The sequence below is a fragment of the Variovorax atrisoli genome, from assembly GCF_014195185.1.
GTDB classification, from domain to species: domain Bacteria; phylum Pseudomonadota; class Gammaproteobacteria; order Burkholderiales; family Burkholderiaceae_C; genus Variovorax; species Variovorax atrisoli.
This window is the reverse complement of sequence record NZ_JACIBG010000001.1, coordinates 631367-648193: the sequence shown is the minus strand read 5'-3', so window position 1 is coordinate 648193 and position 16827 is coordinate 631367. Positions and strand designations below refer to the sequence as shown.

Genomic DNA, 16827 nt, shown 5'->3' with positions numbered 1-16827 from the left:
ACATGACTGGCAGCACCCCCCAGCCGATCTCCATCGACGTGCCGCTGTGCCTGTACGTCGACCTGGACAGGTTCGCCGGCCTTCCGTCGGAGCAGGTTCTCTCGGCCGAGGAGCGCGAGCGCGCCGAAGCCATCCGCTCGCCGCTGGACCGCCAGCGCTACGTGGCCTCGCACCTCGCGCTGCGGCAGGCGCTGAGCGAGTACACCGGCCTGCAGCATGCGGAGCTGCACCTGTCCAAGGGCTCCTTCGGCAAGCCGTCGCTCACCGGCCATGCGCGCACGCAGTTCTCGCTGAGCCACAGCCAGGGCCTGGCGCTGATCGCCATCGGCGGCCGCGGCCCGCTGGGCGCCGACATCGAGCTGCTGCGCCCGGTGCCCGACGCGGCGGTGCTCGCGGCCGAGCATTTCACCCACCGCGAGCAGGAGGCGCTGGCCGCCCTGCCCGCGCACGAGCGCGACCGCGCCTTCCTGACCTGCTGGACGCGCAAGGAGGCCTGCCTCAAGGCCATCGGCGTGGGGCTGCTGCTGTCGTCGCAGAGCTTCGAGGTGGGCCTGGAGCCGGACTGCCGCAGTGTCGAGCTCTCGGTGGCCGGCCGCATCCTGTGGCTGGTGCTGGGGCCGGCGCCCGAGCGGATGGACTGCGTGGGCTCCATCGCCGAATGGCGGCAGACGGAAGCGCGCGCCGGCCGGGCCAGCCACTCCGGCCGTCTGCTGGAGGCGCACGCATGAGCCGAATGACGCCGATCATGTTCGGGCCGGCCTCGCGGCAGCTCTTCGGCGTGTTCCATCCCGCCGAGGCGAGCGAGAGTGCAGCGGGAGGCACCGCCGTGCTGCTGTGCCCGCCGTTCGGGCAGGAGGGCCTGCGCACGCACCGCTTCTTCAAGGTGCTGGCCGAGCGGCTCTCGCGCTCGGGCATCGCCACGCTGCGCTTCGACTTCTACGGCTCGGGCGATTCGCCGGGCGAGGAAGCCGAGGGCGAGCTCGACGGCTGGCGCCGCGACCTGTGCTCGGCGCACGAAGAGCTGCGCCGGCGCGCGCCCGGCACCTCCATCGTGTGGATCGGTGCGCGGCTCGGCGCCACGGTGGCCGTGCTGGCGGCGCGCGGCGGGCGCTGCGACCCGGTGCGGCTGGTGCTGTGGGAGCCGGTGATCGACGGGCGCGGCTACGCCCGGCTGCTGCGCGAGCAGCACGTGGCGGCCATCGACACCACCTTCTGCATTCCCGACCTGGCCTGGCGCCGCAGCCTGCTGCAGGAGCCCGAGGCGATGCCCGCCGAAGCGCTGGGCACCGTGCTCTCGCCCGCGCTGCGCGCCCAGCTGGCCGCGCTGGTGCCCGAATCGCTGCCGCTCACCGCGCTGCACGACACGCTGGTGCTGGCCGAGCCCGACGACGAGCGCACCGCCCAGTGGGCCGCCGACCAGCAGTCGCGCCACATGCCGGTGCGCCTCGCGTACTTCAGCCACCAGCTCGACTGGACCTCGGACCCCTACCCCAACAGCGCCATGGTCCCGGCCGACGCGCTCAACCGCCTGCAGGGTGCCCTTCATGAATGACCCGACCACGACGCTCCCCTTCGCCATCACCCAGGCCCCGCTGCTGTTCGGCCCCGGCGACGCGCTGATGGGCATGCTCACCCTCCCCGCGCGGCCGGCGCGCAGCGGCACCGCCTGCCTCATGTTCAACATGGGCGCCAACCACCGGGTTGGGCCGCGGCGCATCAACGTGAAGCTGGCGCATGTGCTGGCCGCGCGCGGCGTGAGCAGCCTGCGCTTCGACCTGGGCGGGATCGGCGACAGCGAGGCTCTGGCCACCTCGCCCGACCTGCAGATGCGCGCGGTGCACAGCCTGAAGGCGGCTATGGACGCGGCCGAGCGCACGCTGGGTGCGCGGCAGTTCGTGATCGTGGGCATGTGCTCGGGCGTGGAGCAGGCCATGTCGGCCGCGCTGGTCGACAGGCGCGTGGTCGCGCTGTCGCTCTTCGACGGCTTCGCCTTTCCGGAGCTGCGTGCGCGGCTGGAGCGCAATCTGCGCCGCGCACTGGCCGCGCCGGCCCACCCCTCGTTCCCGGGCAAGGCCAGGCGCTGGCTGCAGCGCCGCTTCTCGCGCAGTCATTCGACCACGCCCATGCCGGGCTTCTTCGCAGAAAGGCGCGCACCCGAGGCCAACGCAATCTGGTTCGGCGCCGCGCTGCAGCGGCTCGCCGAACGCAATGTGGCGATGCAGCTGCTGTATTCGGGCTCTCTGCACGTGTGCGACCGCGGCCGCGACCAGCTCGGCGCTTTCGCCCGCAAGCCCTTCGCGCAGGGGCTGCAGTACGAGTTCCTCGGCGAGGTCGACCACACCGTGTGCACCGAAAGAGGCCAGCAGCTCTTCCTGCGCAGCGTGGGCGACTGGGTCGCCGAGCGCTGCCTGGCCGGCGGCATCGAGCGTCGCAGCCAGGCCAGCAGCCCCGCGCCGGCGGCGCCGGAACCGGCGATGACCACCTGGGCCGCGCTCTGAAAAGGGCCCGCCTTCCTCCCCTTTCGCACCTTGCACCACCGTCACAACCAGCCGTCAAGGAGACCACCATGCAACGCCACGATCCAGCGACACAGCCGCGCGCAATCCCATCGTTCGCGGCCCTGGCCCGGACGCAAGCGCAGGCCCGCCTGCGATGGCTGGGCCTGGCCATGCTGGTGTCCATCGGGCTGGTGACGCTGGCGGGCTGCGCGCCGGGCTTCGGCACGGTGGCGCCGCTGGGCTTCACCAGCACCACGGGCGACAGCACGGCTTCGGCCGACAGCGGAAAGATCATCCCGATCACGCCCGACCTGATCCGCTCGCAGATCGCGCAGCGGCCGACGGGCGTGCCCGACAACATCAAGCGGCTCTTCACCGCGGCGCCGGTCTACACCATCGGGCCAGGCGACGTGGTCGGCATCATCGTGTACGACCACCCAGAGCTGCTGCCGAACGCCGGGGCGGTGATCGCCCAGCAGTCGGACCCGACCGGCGTGACCGTGGCGCCCGGCTTCATCGTCGATGCCAAGGGCGAGATCTTCTTTCCCTACATCGGCCGCACCAAGGTGCAGGGCCTGACCGAGAGCGGCGCCTCGGAGCTGATCGCGGACCGCATCAAGGCCTTCATCAAGGACCCGCAGGTGACGGTGCGCATCCAGTCCTTCCGCAGCCAGCGCGCCTACGTGCAGGGCGAGGTGCGCACGCCGGGGCTGCAGATCTTCACCGACGTGCCGATGACGCTGTCGGAGGCCATCAGCCGCGCCGGCAGCTTCACCCAGGCCGGCGACCGCGCGCACGTCACGCTCACGCGCGGCGGCGTCTCGACGGTGATCAACCTGCCGATGCTGCAGGCGCTGGGCGCCGACGCCAACAACATTCCGCTGCGCAACGGCGACATCGTCAACGTCGGAACGCGCGAGGACAGCCGCGTCTACGTGATGGGCGAAGTGCGCGCACCGTCGGCGCTGCAGATGCGCAACAACGGCCGCCTGACGCTGAACGAGGCGCTCGGCGACGCGGGCGGGCCCGACCTGACCACCTCCGACCCGGGACAGATCTACGTGGTGCGCAACGCGCCGGACAACCTCGACGTGCAGCAGGTCTTCAACCTGAACGCGAAGAACCCGGTGGCGCTCGCGCTGGCCGACCGCTTCGAGCTGCAGCCGCGCGACGTGGTTTACGTCGACCGCGTGCCGCTGGTGAGCTGGAGCCGCGTGTTCAGCTTGATCCTCCCGGCCGCCCAGGTCATCAACCTCGCCCGCGACACCGCCCGCCGCTAGGCGCGCCCGTCCGGACACCGAAGCCGCAGCCCACAAGAAGGTGACTTCATGAACGCGCACTGGCAGCCGACCCTTCCCGCGCCCGCGGGCGCCTCCCCGATGGTGCTCGAGACCACGGCGTGGCCCCGGGAATCCCGGTTCCACGAGTACCTCGACATCCTCATCGACAACCGCTGGCTGATCGCCGGCATCACGGCGCTGGCGCTGTTGGTGGGCGTGGGCTACGCACTCTTCGGCACCCGCGTGTACGAGGCCAACATCCTGATCCAGGTGGAGGACCCGGACCGCTCGGGCGGCAACTTCCCCGGCGACGCCAACGGAGGCGGCAGCATCAACGTGAAGACGCCCACGGCGGGCGAGACCGAGATCCTGCGCTCGCGCATGGTGCTGGGCCAGGCGATGGAGAACACCCGGCTCTACATCGACGCGAAGCCGCGCTACATCCCGGTGGTGGGCGAGTTCCTGGCGCGGCATTCGAGCCGGCTCTCCACGCCCGGCGTGTTCGGGTGGGGCAACTATGTCTCCGGCACCGAGCGCATCGCGGTGGCGCAGATGGACGTGCCGCCGGCCCTCGAGGGCAAGAAGTTCACGCTGGTCGCCGGCAGCGAGGGCAACTACACGCTGAGCAGCCCCGAACTCGAGTCGCCGCTGCGAGGCACCGTCGGCGTGCCGCTGGACGCCACGGTGCCTGGCGGCAACCTGCACCTGCTCGTGGGTTCCTTCGAAGCCCGCCCCGGCGCCGCTTTCGAGCTGGTGCGCCATTCCAAGCAGCTCACGCTGCTGGGCCTGCAGCGCGACCTGCGCGTGGTCGAGAAGGGCAAGCAGTCGGGCGTGATGGACGTCAGCCTGCAGGCCGAGAACCGCAATCAGCTCGCCGGCGTGCTCAACGAGATCGCCAACCTGTACGTGCGCCAGAACATCGAGCAGAAGACGGTTCAGGCCGAGCGCGCCCTGAGCTTCCTGGGCACCGAGCTGCCGAAGCTCAAGCAGCAGCTGGAGCAGTCCGAGGACGCCTACAACCGCTACCGCAACCAGAACGGCACCATCAACCTCGACGACGAGGCTCGCAATGCCCTGTCGCAGAACGCCGACCTGCAGACCAAGCTGCTCGACGCCAATCAGAAGCGGCTGGAGCTGGTGGGCCGCTTCACCGCCGAGCACCCGATGGTGCGCACCCTGGACGCGCAGATCGCCTCGCTCAAGAGGGAACTGGGCGCCATCGACGGCCGCATCCGCCGCATGCCCATGCTGCAGCAGAACACGGTGCGCATGCAGCGCGACATCAAGGTCAACACCGAGCTCTACGCCACGCTGCTCAACAGCTCGCTGCAGATGCGGCTGGCCAAGGAAGGCAAGGTGGCCAACGTGCGCGTGCTCGACCAGGCGCTGGTGGCCGAGAAGCCGGTGCGGCCCAAGTCGATCATCGTGGTCGCGCTGGCGCTGGCCGGCGGCCTCTTCGCCGGGGGCGCGGCGGCGCTCGCGCGCAAGAACCTCAAGCGCTCCATCGAGAGCCCGGACCACATCGAGGCGATCACCGGGCTGAACGTCTACAGCAGCATTCCGCTGAGCACGCAGCAGCGCGTGCTCGACCGCGCGGTGCGCAAGGGCAAGCCCGGCATCAAGGTGCTGGCGGCGCTGCACGTGGAGGACCCGGCGCTCGAAGGCCTGCGGCGGCTGCGCACCGCGCTCAAGTTCGTGATGGTGGGCGCACCCAACAACCGCATCCTGATCTCCAGCGCCACGGCCGGCGCGGGCAAGACCTTCGTGTCGTCGAACTTCGCGACGCTGCTGGCGGTGTCGGGCAAGCGCGTGCTGCTGATCGACGGCGACCTGCGCCGCGGCACCCTGACGGAAGACTTCGGCCTGCAGCGCCGCGACGGCCTGGCCGACGTGATCACCGGCGAGGTGGCGCTGGAGCAGGCCATCCACCACCAGGTGCTGCCCTACCTCGACGTGATGTCCGCCGGCACGCCCCACGCCGACCCGGCCGTCCTGATGACCAGCGACACCTTCGCCCATGCGCTGGCGCTGCTCTCGGCGCGCTACGACGTGGTGGTGATCGACGCACCCCCCACCCTGCTCGCCTCCGAGACCGCCGCGATGGCACCCAGCATGGGCACCGTGCTGCTTGTGGCCCGCGCCGACAACAGCGAGATGGGCGAGCTGCTCGAGAGCAGCAAGCGCCTCGCGCACGTGGGCGCGGCCTTCCACGGCGTGGTGTTCAACGCCGTCGACACCTCGCAGCGCCGCCATCGCACCTACGGCTACGGCTACTACGGCTATTCGCCCACCGCCGGCTCCGCCGCGCCGCGGCGCGATCCCTCCTACCAGCTGGACACGGCCGACACCGTGATGCCCAGGCGCATCGAACCGGAGCATGCCGAATCATGAGCACGCTGAGATCCACCCATTCCTCGGACCGCGGCCGCGGCAGCCCCGGCGTCGGCACGGCCGCCAACACCGCGCCCTACATGCCCCTGGGCGGCAAGCCCTGGCAGCGCCGCGCCAAGCGCGCAGCCGACATCCTGATGGCCGGTTCGTTCTTCCTCTTCTTCGGATGGGCCTACGCGCTCATCTGGCTCGGCGTGCTCTACACGTCGGGCGGCCCCGCCATCTACATGCAGCCGCGCTACGGCAAGGGCGGCCGCGTATTCAAGTTCTACAAGTTCCGCTCGATGGTGGCCAATGCCGACGCGGTGCTCGCGCGCCACCTGCGCGAGAACGAGGCCGCGCGGCGCGAATGGGCCGTCTACCAGAAGCTGCAGCACGACCCGCGCATCACCCGCTTCGGCGCCTTCCTGCGCAAGTACAGCATCGACGAGTTCCCGCAGTTCTGGAACGTGCTCAAGGGCGACATGAGCATGGTCGGCCCGCGCCCCTGCATGTTCGCGCAGAAGGACCTGTACGGCGACTACTGGGCCCACTACTGCGCCGTGCGCCCGGGCATCACCGGCCTGTGGCAGATCAGCGGCCGCAACGAGATCAGCTACCGCCGCCGCGCCGCGATGGACGCGGAATACGTCGCCCACCTGTCGCTGTGGCGCGACTTCGTGATCCTGCTGAAGACCTTCGGCGTGGTGACGGGGGCGCGGGGGTCGCGGTAGCAGACGACGGCATCCGACCCCGAACACCGGACTCGCTTTTTTCCATTCAACCACTTCACGAAAGCTCATATGCGAATCTTTGTTGCAGGTCATCGCGGCATGGTGGGTCAGGCGACGGCACGGCGCCTGCGCGAACTGGGCCACGAGGTGGTGACGCGAACCCACTCCGAACTCGACCTCCTCGACCAGGCGGCCGTGGCCCGCTTCTTCGCCACGGAACACGTCGACCAGGTGTACCTGGCGGCCGCACGGGTCGGCGGCATCCACGCCAACATGACCTATCCGGCCCAGTTCATCTACGAGAACCTGGCCATCGCCACCAACGTGACCCACCAGGCCTTCGTGTCGGGCGTGAAGCGGCTGCTGTTCCTGGGCTCCAGCTGCATCTACCCGCGGATGGCCGAGCAGCCGATCCGCGAGGAATACCTGCTGAACGGCAGGCTCGAGCCCACCAACGAGCCTTACGCCATCGCCAAGATCGCGGGACTCAAGCTCTGCGAGAGCTACAACAGGCAGTACGGCGCCACGCACGGCATCGACTACCGCAGCGTGATGCCGACCAACCTCTACGGCCCCGGCGACAACTACCACATCGAGAACAGCCACGTGGTGCCCGCGCTGATCCAGCGCTTCCACCTGGCCAAGATCGGCAACTCGCCCAGCGTGCTGATCTGGGGCAGCGGCCGCGCGCGGCGCGAGTTCCTTTACGTCGACGACATGGTCGAAGGCTGCCTGGCGGTGATGAACCTCTCACGCGCCGAGTACGACCAGCAGACCGACGCGATGCGCGGCCACATCAACCTCGGCACCGGCGAGGACGTTTCCATCGCCGAACTCACCGAGCTGATCCGCGACGTGGTGGGCTACACCGGCACCATCCGCTACGACCTCGCGCAGCCCGACGGCGCCCCCCGCAAGCTGCTGGACGTGTCGCGCGCCCACAGCCTCGGCTGGCACGCGACGGTACCGCTGGCCGAAGGGCTTCGCCGCACCTACGCCGACTACCAGAAGGCGATCCGGCCGGTCGAGGAAATCGGCACGAGCCGGGCACAGGCCTTGACCGAGGTGCAGGCCCCCGCCTGAACCGCCGAACGGCTCCATCCACCCAAGGCCCCGCCATGCGCCCCCTCGCCTTCTGGTCCGGCATCGTCTGCGCCACCCTCTGCGGGCTGGTCGATCCGGCTTGGGGATATGCCGCGGTGGCCGTGCTGGCGCTGGTTCAGCTCGCGATGCTGGGGCGAGCCGGCGGCAGCGTGTTCCTGCTGATCCACTACGCGACGATCCTGACCTACTTCTCGATCGCGCCGGCGATGCAGATCGCGCACGACGTGGAGTTCTGGGACGCCGGTCTGATGCGCACGGAATCGCACACACAGGCGCTGATGCTGCTGGTGCTCTACATGGCGGGCGTGGAGGCGGCGCGGCTGGGGGAGCGCGATGCGCCGGCCGACGCGATGGTGCGGCGCGACGGCCGCCTGGTCGAGCTCGCCAATGCGCAGTTGCTGCTGCTGGGCTGCGCAGTGTTCGCCTTCGGGGCGCTGCTGGTGAAGCCGGAGCTCAACTTCGTGGCGCGCGGCGTCGTGGGCCTGAGCGGCGAGGACAACAACCTCGCCATCGACTTCATCTTCTATTCCACGCTGCCCAAGCTGGTGGTGCTGCTGTGCTTCGTGGCGCTTGCCATCCATGCGATGCGCCGCCGCACGCTGTGGTCCTGGGGTGCGGCGTGCATCGCGTTCGGGCTGTCGGCGATCGCGGCCAACCCGGTGAACACGGCGCGGCAGATCCTGCTGATCGGGCTGCTGCCGCTGCTCATCCATCTGCTGTCGCGCAGCCGGCGCTGGCTGCTGGCGGGCCTGGTCTTCGGCTCGATCGCCGGGCTGGGGCCGGTGCTGAACCTGATCTCGCGCGGCAGCATCTGGGGCGAGGAGCTGCGGACCTTTCCATTCAGCCAGGACTTCGACGCGATGTTCGTGGTGGCCGGCATCCTGGAGCGCGCACCGATCCCCGACCTGGGCTGGGGCCGCTACCTGCTGTCGGCCTTCTCCTTCTTCCTGCCGCGCAGCCTGAAGATGTTCCCGGACTTCGACCCGCTGGGCTGGAGCGCGATCCTGGGCAACTTCTCGCAGAGCAACCTCTCGTTGCCGCCCTTCACCACGGCGTATTTCGATTTCGGCATGGCAGGGCCGGCGCTCTTCGGCTTCGCGATCTCGGCCATGTTCCGCGCGGTGGATCGGGCGGTGCAGGCCGATCGCCCGGTATCGGGCGCGTACCTCTCGGCGCTGGTGCTTCTGGCCGCCTATGTGCCTTTCATGCGCGGGCCCATCCTGGGCTGGGGCCCGTTCGCTGCATCGGGCCTGATCGCCGCCTTCGTCGCGGGCTCGCTGAGCTCGCGCAGCCGCCGCGCGTCGACGCGCGTGGTGCGGCGCCACCTGCCGAGCGCATGAAGCAGGAAGAACAAGAAAGAGAAGACGCAGCCATGGCCACCTACCTCTACTACGACACCGTGCGCCTCAACAAGGCGGCCGGCGGCGTGCTCAACGTGTCGGAAGTGCTGCTGCGCCACATGCGGCTCGCACCCGACGACCGCGTGGTGCCCGTGAGCGAGCGGCATCCGCGCCTGTTCGCACTGGCACAGCGGCTGAAGATCAGCCGCTTCGTGCTCGACACGCTGCTCTACAACTTCCACCGGCTGCGCACGCTGCTCACCGGGGAGCAGCTGTTCTCGGTGTTCCCGAATTACTACCTGCCGCTCACGCTGCTGGGGCGGCATCGCGACTCGGTGGTCATCGTGCACGACCTGCAGTACAAGGCCTATCCGCAATACTTCGGGCGCGGCAAGCGGCTCTTCCTCGACTGGAACCTCTGGCGCGCGGCGCACAGCGCGGCGGACGTGGTCTTCATCAGCCGCAGCAGCCAGCGCGACTTCGAGCGCCACTTCGGCCGCTGTGCCCATTCGAGCGTCATCTTCAACCCGGTGGACGCGCACCGCGTCGCGCCCGCGGCCGTGGCGGTGCCCGGCGAGCGCTACCTGATCGCGGCCTACCACTACTACCCGCACAAGAACTTCGCCGGCATCCTCGCGCTCTTCGCGCGCATGAAGACGGCCGGACTGGTCGACTGCCTCGACATCACCGGCAACGGCGCGGCGGAAGTGCAGCGCATGGTGTCGCAGATGCCGCCCGAGGTGCGCGACTGCGTGCGGCACCGTGGCCTGGTGCCGCGCGACGAGCTGCTGCGGCTCTACCAGGGAACCACCGCCTTCATCTCGCTGTCCACCTTCGAGGGCTTCAACCTCTCGGCGGCCGAGGCGGCGACGCTGGGCGTGCCGCTGCTGCTGTCGGACATCCCGGTGCACCGCGAGCTGTTCGCGGACTACGCCTTCTTCGTGGGCAGCGAGGCCAGCGATGACGACGAGCCGACGCGGCTCGCTCAGTACCTCGCGCACCACGGGCACGCGCGCCCGGCATGGGTGCATGCCGGCACCTGTGCGCCGGCCAACGTGGCGCGGCGCTACCTGATGCTCAAGCGCGGCACGCTGTCGCTCGCGGGAGCCTTGCCATGACCGGGAGCCTGATTCGCTTCGTGCGGCTGCTCGCGACGCTGCTGCTGGCTGCGGCGCTGCCGCTCGCGGCCCACGCGCAGCCGACCCCGCAGCCCGGCTTCGGCGTGATGGTGCACTACCTGCCCGACAAGCAGTCGATCGGCGAGATCAAGCGCTTCGACGTGGAGACCTTCGCCTCGACGCTGGCGGAGATGCGCGTCTCGCACCTGATCCTGACGCTCGGGCAGAACAGCGGCCAGTACATCGCGCCCAACGCCGCGCTCGAAGTGCTCTGTCCGTCCAGCGTGGCCAATCGCCCGCCGCGCGACCTGCCGCTGGAGATCGGCCGCGCGCTGCGCAGCCGGGGAATCGCGCTGATCCTGTACCTGCCGTTCCGCGCGCCGCAGGGCGACCGGGCGATGATGGAATGCCTGGGCGACGTGTCTGAGCAGGAGCCCCCGCCGGCTCGATTCGTCGCGGCCTGGTCCAGCGTGATCCGCGACTGGTCGGAGCGCTATGGCGCGCTGGCCAGCGGCTGGTGGTTCGACGGCACCTACAACACCAAGGGCATCACGCCCGCGGGCTGGGAGATGCTCTGCAGCGCCGCGCGCGCCGGCGCCACCAACCGCTGGCTGGCCTTCAACGCGGGCGAAGGCGCGGAGCGCTTCAGCGCCAAGTCGGCCCCGTGCCAGAACCTGATGGCCGGCGAATACATGCAGCCGCCTTCGCACCTGACCGGCCCGCCCTCGGAACTGGTGCTGCACGTGCTCACGCCGCTGACCGCCTCGTGGGGCCGCGACGCGCCGGCGCGCTTCACCGCCGCGCAGCTTCGCACCTGGATCGCCGACGCGGCCACCGCGCGGGGCCTCTTCACGCTGGACATGCCCATCGACGCGGCCGGCCGCTTCGTTCCCGCGCACGTGGCGCTCATCAAGAGCGTGACGGCCCGGCCCTGAATCCCTTCGCTGTCACCCCATCAACCCCAACCCGAGCATCATGAATCCGCCCCTGCCCTTCATCGTCGTGGAAGACCGACAGAACAAGACCCTGGCGCTTTGCCGCGAATCGGCGGAACTGGCCGGCGAGCCTCTGCTCGTGCTCTCGGAGACCGACGCCGGTCCGGCCTACGAGCGCTTCTGCCGCTCCTACGTGCATCTTTCGAGCAACTCGCCGGAGTTCGAGAAGATCTGCTTCAGGCGCTACTTTCTCCTGGCGCGGTTTCTGGAATCCCACCCCGAGGTGCGCGACTTCGTGCTGATCGACAGCGACGTGCTGCTCTTCGAGGGCGCGGGCGAACACATCAGGCGGCTGGTGGGCAAGGCCGACTTCTCGGGCTCCAGCATGCAGTCGGCCGACGGCTGGAACCCCTGCCAGATCTCGCCGCACGTGAGCTACTGGACGTCCAACGGCCTGCGCCGCTTCGTTGCCTGCGTGCTCGATACCTATGCGACCCCGTCGGGCCGCAGGAAGCTGCGCGAGATCTCGCAGCGCTTCGCCGCGCGCGGCGTGCGCGGGGGGGTGTCGGACATGACGCTGCTCTACCTCTGGGCGCACGCCACCGGCAACGACGACCCCATCAACCGCGTGTTCGAAGGCATGGTGGTCGACCACAACATCAACGGCACGCACAACCTGCATCGCGGGGAGTTCAAGGTGCTCGGCGGTGCCAAGCGCATCGCCCGAAGCGAGGGAAAGGCCTGGCTGACCAGCTCTTCGGGCGAGCTCGTTCGCGTGGTGGCGCTGCACTTCCAGGGCAGCGCGAAGATGGCGATGCCCCATGCGCTGCGCGGCCGCACGCTCACCGTGGCCGCCGTGACCTACGCGCTGCAGATGGCGCGCCGCGCGAAGAACAACGCCTTCCGCACCGGCGCCTTCGCGCGCCGGCTCTTCGACACCCGCCGGGTGCACCGCGTGCCGGCCGGCAAATGAGCATCGAGCGAGCCCGCGCCATGAAGCACCCCAGCCTGCCGCTTCCGCTGCCCGGTGCGCGCCCGGCATGGCTGTCGGGGCTGGGCGCGCTCGCCTCGCGGCTGTATGTATACCTTTCGGGCTTCCTTGCCATCTTCCTGATGGCAGCGAGCGTTCCGCCTGCGCGCTTCGGCGAGTACTCGGTCTACCAGTCGGTGCTGGAAGTGGCGCTGGTGGTGGCCACGCTGGGCAGCTCGCTGCTGTTCTCGCGCAATGCGGCCTCGGTGCCGCCGGGCGTAACGCGCGGCGACGTGGTGCGCACGCTGGCCATCGGCATGCCGATGGCGACGGTGCTGGCGATCGTGATCCTCACGCTGCAGCGCCTGCCGGTGGGCGATGCGCCCTTCGCCATCCTGGTGGCCACGCTGGTGGTGTTCGCCTTCAACAGCCTGCGCCTGTCCTTCAGCCGCGGCCTCGGCCGCGCGGGGCTGCTGAACCTGGAGGCCGGCATCCGCTCGACCGTGCTGGTCGCGGGCGTGGGCATCTGCGCCGCAGTGCATTTCGACCTGGGCGTGGCGCACCTGCTGCTCATCAACCTGATCGCGGTCGTGGTGGTGTGCCTGGCGGTCGGCCTGCCGGCCAACGGCGCGGCGCCGCCGGCGGGCCGCGCCGCACTCGAACTGGCCTCGCAGGCCGGCGCGACGGTGTATTCGTTGCTGATGTTCCTGCTGCGCAAGTCGGACCTGCTCATCGTGGCGTACTTCATGCCGCTGAGCTACGTGGGTGCCTTCAAGATCGCCTTCCTGCTGGCCGAGGCGCCCTCGCAGTTCGTGCAGGCCTTCCTGGTCACGCGGACGCCCGCGATGCTGGAGACCGACGCGGGCAATTTCACGGCCGCCAGGCTGCGGCTCGCACGGCATTGCTTCCTGCTGGGCTGCGCGCTCTTCGCGGGGCTGGCCGTGCTCATCTCGGTCGCGGCACCGCTTTTGAAGCTGGGCAACGAGGCTCGCACCATCTTCCTGTGCATCGCGCCGTACTTCCTGCTGCGCACCTACACGATCCACCACGAGACGATGCTCTCGCTGAAGACCTCGATGGGCTCGCTCGGCCGCTGGGCGCTGCTGGAGGTGGCGCTGCGGCTGGCCTCCTACGCGGCGGTGGTGGCGCTCTTTCCGGAGCGGCCGCACTACGTGTTCTTCATCGCCTGCCTGAGCGACTTCGCGCTGTACGAGACGCGCATGCGCCTGCACTTCGGCTTCTTCCCCATCGTGCGCCTGCTGGCGCGGAGGCCGGCGCCGTGAAGGTTCTCCTCTACTCGATGAACTTCGCGCCCGAGCTGGCCGGCATCGGCAAATACTCGGGCGAGATGGCCGAGTGGCTGCAGGCGCGCGGGCACGAGGTGCGGGTGATCGCGTCGCCGCCCTTCTTTCCGCAGTGGTCGGTGTTCGAGGGCCATTCGGCCTGGATGTACCGCAAGTCGGTCTGGAACGGCGTGACGGTCTGGCGTGCGCCCACATGGGTGCCCAAGCAGCCGCGGGCGCTGGGACGCATCGGGCACCTGCTGTCGTTCACGCTGTCGAGCGTGCCGCTGCTGCTGGCGCAGATCTTCTGGCGGCCGGAGGTCGTGATCGTGGTGGAGCCGCCCGTGTCCTGCGCGCCGGCCGCGCTGTGCCTGGCCAAGCTGCTGCGCGCCCGGTCCTGGCTTCACATCCAGGACTACGAGGTGGACGCCGCCTTCGGCCTGGGCTGGCTGCGTGGCGACCGAGTGAAGCGATTCGCGCTGGCGGCCGAGCGCTGGCTGATGCGCAGGTTCGACCGGGTGTCGACCATCTCCACCACGATGCGCGCCAGGGCGCTGGAAAAAGGCGTCGACGAATCAAGGCTGGTGCTGTTCCCGAACTGGGTCGACGTGGAGGCGATCCGGCCCGTCGAGCGGACGCCGCTGACTGCGAATGCCTCGCCGCAGGGCTATCGCGCGGAGCTGGGCATTCCGGCGGACGCGGTGGTGGTGCTCTATGCCGGCAGCCTCGGCAGCAAGCAGGGCATCGAGCTGCTGGCCGAGGCGGCGCGGCTGCTGGTGTGCTCACACGACATCCACTTCGTCTTCTGCGGCAACGGGCCGAGCCGCCCGTCGCTCACGAGCGCCTGCGCCCAGCTGGCCAACGTGCACTTCCTCGACCTGCAGCCCAACGAGCGCTTCAACGAACTGCTGGGCATGGCCGACATCCACGTGCTGCCCCAGCGCGCGGACGCGGCCGACCTGGTCATGCCCTCGAAGCTGGGCGGCATGTTCGCCAGCGGCCGCGCGGTGATCGTGACGGCGCATGCCGGCACCGCGCTCAGCGAGGCGGTGTGGGGCCGCGGCGTGGTGGTGCAGCCCGGCGACGCCGCCGCGCTGGCCGATGCCATCGAGCAGCTGTCGATGTCGCCCGCCACGCGCGAGCTGATGGGCTCGATCGGCCGGCGCTTCGCCGAGGCCGAACTCGACCGCAACGTGATCCTGCAGCGCCTCGAAGAGGAACTGCAGCGCTGCGCGACCGCCTGACGCGACGGCCGCCGCCACCAGGAACACGACCATGCCAGCACCCAGGATCCTCGTGACAGGCGGCGCAGGCTTCATCGGCAGCCACACCTGCGTGGCGCTGATCGAGGCGGGCTACCAGCCGGTGGTGCTCGACACGCTGGTCAACAGCGACGCGCGCTCGCTCAAGCGGGTGGCGTGCATCACCGGCGTCGAGCCCGTGCTGGTGCGCGCCGACGTGCGCGATGCCGCCGCACTGGACCGCGCCTTCGCGGCACACGAGGTGCGCGCCGTGGTGCACCTGGCGGGGCTGAAGGCGGTCGGCGAATCGGTGGCCGATCCGCTTGGCTACTACGACGTCAACCTGGCCGGCAGCCTCGCGCTGGCGCGAGCCATGGACCGTGCGGGCGTGCGCACGCTGGTGTTCTCGTCCTCCGCCACCGTGTACGGCGACTCGCATCCCTCGCCCATCGCCGAGGCCGCGCCGCACGGCCCCGTCAACCCCTACGGCCGTACCAAGTCGATGGTGGAGAGCATGCTGGCCGACCTCTCGCGAGCCGACCCGCGCTGGGGCATCGCCTGCCTGCGCTACTTCAACCCCGTGGGCGCGCACGAGAGCGGCCTGCTCGGCGAGCTGCCCAACGGCCCGCCGAACAACCTGATGCCATACATCTCGCAGGTCGCGGCCGGCGAGCGCGAGTACCTGGTGGTGCACGGCGCCGACTACGACACCGCCGACGGCACCGGCGTGCGCGACTACGTGCACGTGATGGACGTGGCCGAAGGCCATGTGGCGGCCCTGCATCGCGCGGCGCGCCGGCCGGGCATCCTCATGGCCAACCTGGGCACAGGCCACGGCGCATCGGTGCTGGAGGTGGTCTCGGCCTTCGAGCGCGCGAGCGGCCGGCGCATCGCGCTGCGCATCGGGCCGCGCCGCCCTGGCGATGCCCCCGCCTACTGGGCCGATGCGCGCAGCGCGTGGCGCACGCTCGGCTGGCGGGCGCGCCGCGACCTCGACCAGATGTGCGCCGACAGCTGGCGCTGGCAGTGCGCCAACCCGCACGGTTTCGACGACCCGGTGCCCGCCCTGGTGCCCGGGGCCGCGCTTTTCCAGAACAACGACAGAGGCATCAACATCCACTCCAACCGGGGGCACACCCATGTCTGAACAAGCTACAACCCCAGCCATCGAGCTGGGCGCCGGCCAGTCGGGCTATCCGCCAGGGGTCTGCGCACCGGCCACGCCGCTGTGGCCGGGGTTCCTGACCGGGCAGGAAGACGCGCCGGTGCGCGTGCTGCTCGTGGACGACGACGAGTTCATGCGCCGCGTGATCGCGCAGGAGCTGCTGTCCGACCTGCGCATACAGCTCGAGGGCCAGGCCGGCAGCCTGCGCGAGGGCCGGCGGCTGGTGGCCACGCACGAGTTCGACGTGCTGATGGTCGACCTGCGGCTGGGCGACGGCTCCGGCTTCGACCTGATCCAGGAAGCGCGCGAGCACCGCCGCTCGGCCGAGATCATCGTCATCACCGTGCTGGAGGACGAGGCGCACGTGCTGCACGCGCTGGAACTGGGCGCCACCGGCTACCTGCTGAAGGACGCATGGCTGCAGAGCTTCGCCCAGGCGGTGCTGCAGGTGGTCAACGGCGGTGCCGCCATCACGCCGCGGCTGGCACGCCGGCTGCTCTCGCGGCTGAGCCACCGGCCGGTGGGCGCGCTGCCGCCGGTGGCTCAACCCGTGCCGCGCGCGACGACGCTGACGGCGCGCGAGTGCGAGGTCCTGCGCTTCGTCGCGCGCGGGCATGTGACCGAGGAGATCGGAAACAGGCTGGGCATCTCGGGCCAGACCGTCAACGCCCACATCAAGAACATCTACAAGAAGCTGCACGTCCACTCGCGCGCGCAGGCCGTGAGCTACGCCGCTTATTCCGGGCTGATCTGAACCGGACGGCCCTCCATCCACCCCACCCACCACCT

Annotated in this window: 15 protein-coding genes; all 15 read left to right on the top strand. The window is 70.0% G+C overall.

Annotation, left to right across the window (positions count from 1 at the left end):
- Window positions 1-2 precede the first annotated feature (2 nt).
- The 15 genes from FHY06_RS03230 (at window position 3) to FHY06_RS03160 (ending at window position 16792) form a co-directional block, all read left to right on the top strand.
- Window positions 3-728 (top strand): 4'-phosphopantetheinyl transferase family protein, encoded by a 726-nt coding sequence (locus FHY06_RS03230; RefSeq protein WP_038114027.1) that lies wholly within the window; start codon window positions 3-5, stop codon window positions 726-728.
- The gene (locus tag FHY06_RS03225) at window positions 725-1552 is read left to right on the top strand and encodes a serine aminopeptidase domain-containing protein (protein WP_260309910.1); all 828 of its coding nucleotides are present in this window, start codon (window positions 725-727) and stop codon (window positions 1550-1552) included. Before FHY06_RS03230 ends, FHY06_RS03225 begins: the two co-directional genes overlap by 4 nt.
- Window positions 1545-2498 (top strand): alpha/beta hydrolase family protein, encoded by a 954-nt coding sequence (locus FHY06_RS03220; protein WP_019652692.1) that lies wholly within the window; start codon window positions 1545-1547, stop codon window positions 2496-2498. Before FHY06_RS03225 ends, FHY06_RS03220 begins: the two co-directional genes overlap by 8 nt.
- Before the next feature lie 68 nt (window positions 2499-2566).
- Entirely contained in the window at window positions 2567-3778 is a 1212-nt protein-coding gene (locus FHY06_RS03215; protein WP_020722949.1) for a polysaccharide biosynthesis/export family protein, read from the top strand.
- 48 nt (window positions 3779-3826) lie between these two features.
- Window positions 3827-6169 carry a succinoglycan biosynthesis protein ExoP gene (locus tag FHY06_RS03210; protein ID WP_184603331.1) on the top strand — a complete coding sequence of 781 codons (2343 nt, stop codon included), beginning with the start codon at window positions 3827-3829 and terminating at the stop codon, window positions 6167-6169.
- Window positions 6166-6882, top strand: coding sequence for a sugar transferase (locus FHY06_RS03205; protein WP_019652695.1), 717 nt, complete (start codon window positions 6166-6168; stop codon window positions 6880-6882). Before FHY06_RS03210 ends, FHY06_RS03205 begins: the two co-directional genes overlap by 4 nt.
- 69 nt (window positions 6883-6951) lie before the next feature.
- Window positions 6952-7965 carry a GDP-L-fucose synthase family protein gene (locus tag FHY06_RS03200; RefSeq protein WP_184603329.1) on the top strand — a complete coding sequence of 338 codons (1014 nt, stop codon included), beginning with the start codon at window positions 6952-6954 and terminating at the stop codon, window positions 7963-7965.
- Window positions 7966-8000: 35 nt separating this feature from the next.
- A complete protein-coding gene (locus FHY06_RS03195; protein ID WP_132750993.1) occupies window positions 8001-9326 on the top strand; it encodes a hypothetical protein in 1326 nt (441 codons plus the stop codon).
- Between the two features lie 32 nt (window positions 9327-9358).
- Window positions 9359-10444 (top strand): glycosyltransferase, encoded by a 1086-nt coding sequence (locus tag FHY06_RS03190; protein WP_184603327.1) that lies wholly within the window; start codon window positions 9359-9361, stop codon window positions 10442-10444.
- A complete protein-coding gene (locus FHY06_RS03185; protein ID WP_145759315.1) occupies window positions 10441-11379 on the top strand; it encodes a hypothetical protein in 939 nt (312 codons plus the stop codon). The genes FHY06_RS03190 and FHY06_RS03185 overlap by 4 nt, the downstream gene beginning before the upstream one ends.
- Before the next feature lie 40 nt (window positions 11380-11419).
- Entirely contained in the window at window positions 11420-12352 is a 933-nt protein-coding gene (locus tag FHY06_RS03180) for a hypothetical protein (RefSeq protein ID WP_145759314.1), read from the top strand.
- A 20-nt stretch (window positions 12353-12372) separates the two neighbouring features.
- Window positions 12373-13632: an MATE family efflux transporter gene (locus tag FHY06_RS03175; RefSeq protein WP_019652701.1), complete on the top strand. Its 1260-nt coding sequence runs from the start codon at window positions 12373-12375 to the stop codon at window positions 13630-13632.
- Entirely contained in the window at window positions 13629-14876 is a 1248-nt protein-coding gene (locus FHY06_RS03170) for a glycosyltransferase WbuB (RefSeq protein ID WP_184603325.1), read from the top strand. Before FHY06_RS03175 ends, FHY06_RS03170 begins: the two co-directional genes overlap by 4 nt.
- A 31-nt stretch (window positions 14877-14907) precedes the next feature.
- The gene (gene galE / locus FHY06_RS03165) at window positions 14908-16020 is read left to right on the top strand and encodes a UDP-glucose 4-epimerase GalE (RefSeq protein WP_019652703.1); all 1113 of its coding nucleotides are present in this window, start codon (window positions 14908-14910) and stop codon (window positions 16018-16020) included.
- The gene (locus FHY06_RS03160; RefSeq protein WP_019652704.1) at window positions 16013-16792 is read left to right on the top strand and encodes a LuxR C-terminal-related transcriptional regulator; all 780 of its coding nucleotides are present in this window, start codon (window positions 16013-16015) and stop codon (window positions 16790-16792) included. The genes galE and FHY06_RS03160 overlap by 8 nt, the downstream gene beginning before the upstream one ends.
- Window positions 16793-16827: the final 35 nt, after the last annotated feature.

What these genes read in the sequence shown, in the direction of transcription:
- FHY06_RS03230 (WP_038114027.1), top strand. Translation starts at nt 3, where the DNA reads ATGACTGGCAGCACCCCCCAGCCGATCTCCATCGACGTGCCGCTGTGC.
- FHY06_RS03225 (WP_260309910.1), top strand. Translation starts at nt 725, where the DNA reads ATGAGCCGAATGACGCCGATCATGTTCGGGCCGGCCTCGCGGCAGCTC.
- FHY06_RS03220 (WP_019652692.1), top strand. Translation starts at nt 1,545, where the DNA reads ATGAATGACCCGACCACGACGCTCCCCTTCGCCATCACCCAGGCCCCG.
- FHY06_RS03215 (WP_020722949.1), top strand. Translation starts at nt 2,567, where the DNA reads ATGCAACGCCACGATCCAGCGACACAGCCGCGCGCAATCCCATCGTTC.
- FHY06_RS03210 (WP_184603331.1), top strand. Translation starts at nt 3,827, where the DNA reads ATGAACGCGCACTGGCAGCCGACCCTTCCCGCGCCCGCGGGCGCCTCC.
- FHY06_RS03205 (WP_019652695.1), top strand. Translation starts at nt 6,166, where the DNA reads ATGAGCACGCTGAGATCCACCCATTCCTCGGACCGCGGCCGCGGCAGC.
- FHY06_RS03200 (WP_184603329.1), top strand. Translation starts at nt 6,952, where the DNA reads ATGCGAATCTTTGTTGCAGGTCATCGCGGCATGGTGGGTCAGGCGACG.
- FHY06_RS03195 (WP_132750993.1), top strand. Translation starts at nt 8,001, where the DNA reads ATGCGCCCCCTCGCCTTCTGGTCCGGCATCGTCTGCGCCACCCTCTGC.
- FHY06_RS03190 (WP_184603327.1), top strand. Translation starts at nt 9,359, where the DNA reads ATGGCCACCTACCTCTACTACGACACCGTGCGCCTCAACAAGGCGGCC.
- FHY06_RS03185 (WP_145759315.1), top strand. Translation starts at nt 10,441, where the DNA reads ATGACCGGGAGCCTGATTCGCTTCGTGCGGCTGCTCGCGACGCTGCTG.
- FHY06_RS03180 (WP_145759314.1), top strand. Translation starts at nt 11,420, where the DNA reads ATGAATCCGCCCCTGCCCTTCATCGTCGTGGAAGACCGACAGAACAAG.
- FHY06_RS03175 (WP_019652701.1), top strand. Translation starts at nt 12,373, where the DNA reads ATGAAGCACCCCAGCCTGCCGCTTCCGCTGCCCGGTGCGCGCCCGGCA.
- galE (WP_019652703.1), top strand. Translation starts at nt 14,908, where the DNA reads ATGCCAGCACCCAGGATCCTCGTGACAGGCGGCGCAGGCTTCATCGGC.
- FHY06_RS03160 (WP_019652704.1), top strand. Translation starts at nt 16,013, where the DNA reads ATGTCTGAACAAGCTACAACCCCAGCCATCGAGCTGGGCGCCGGCCAG.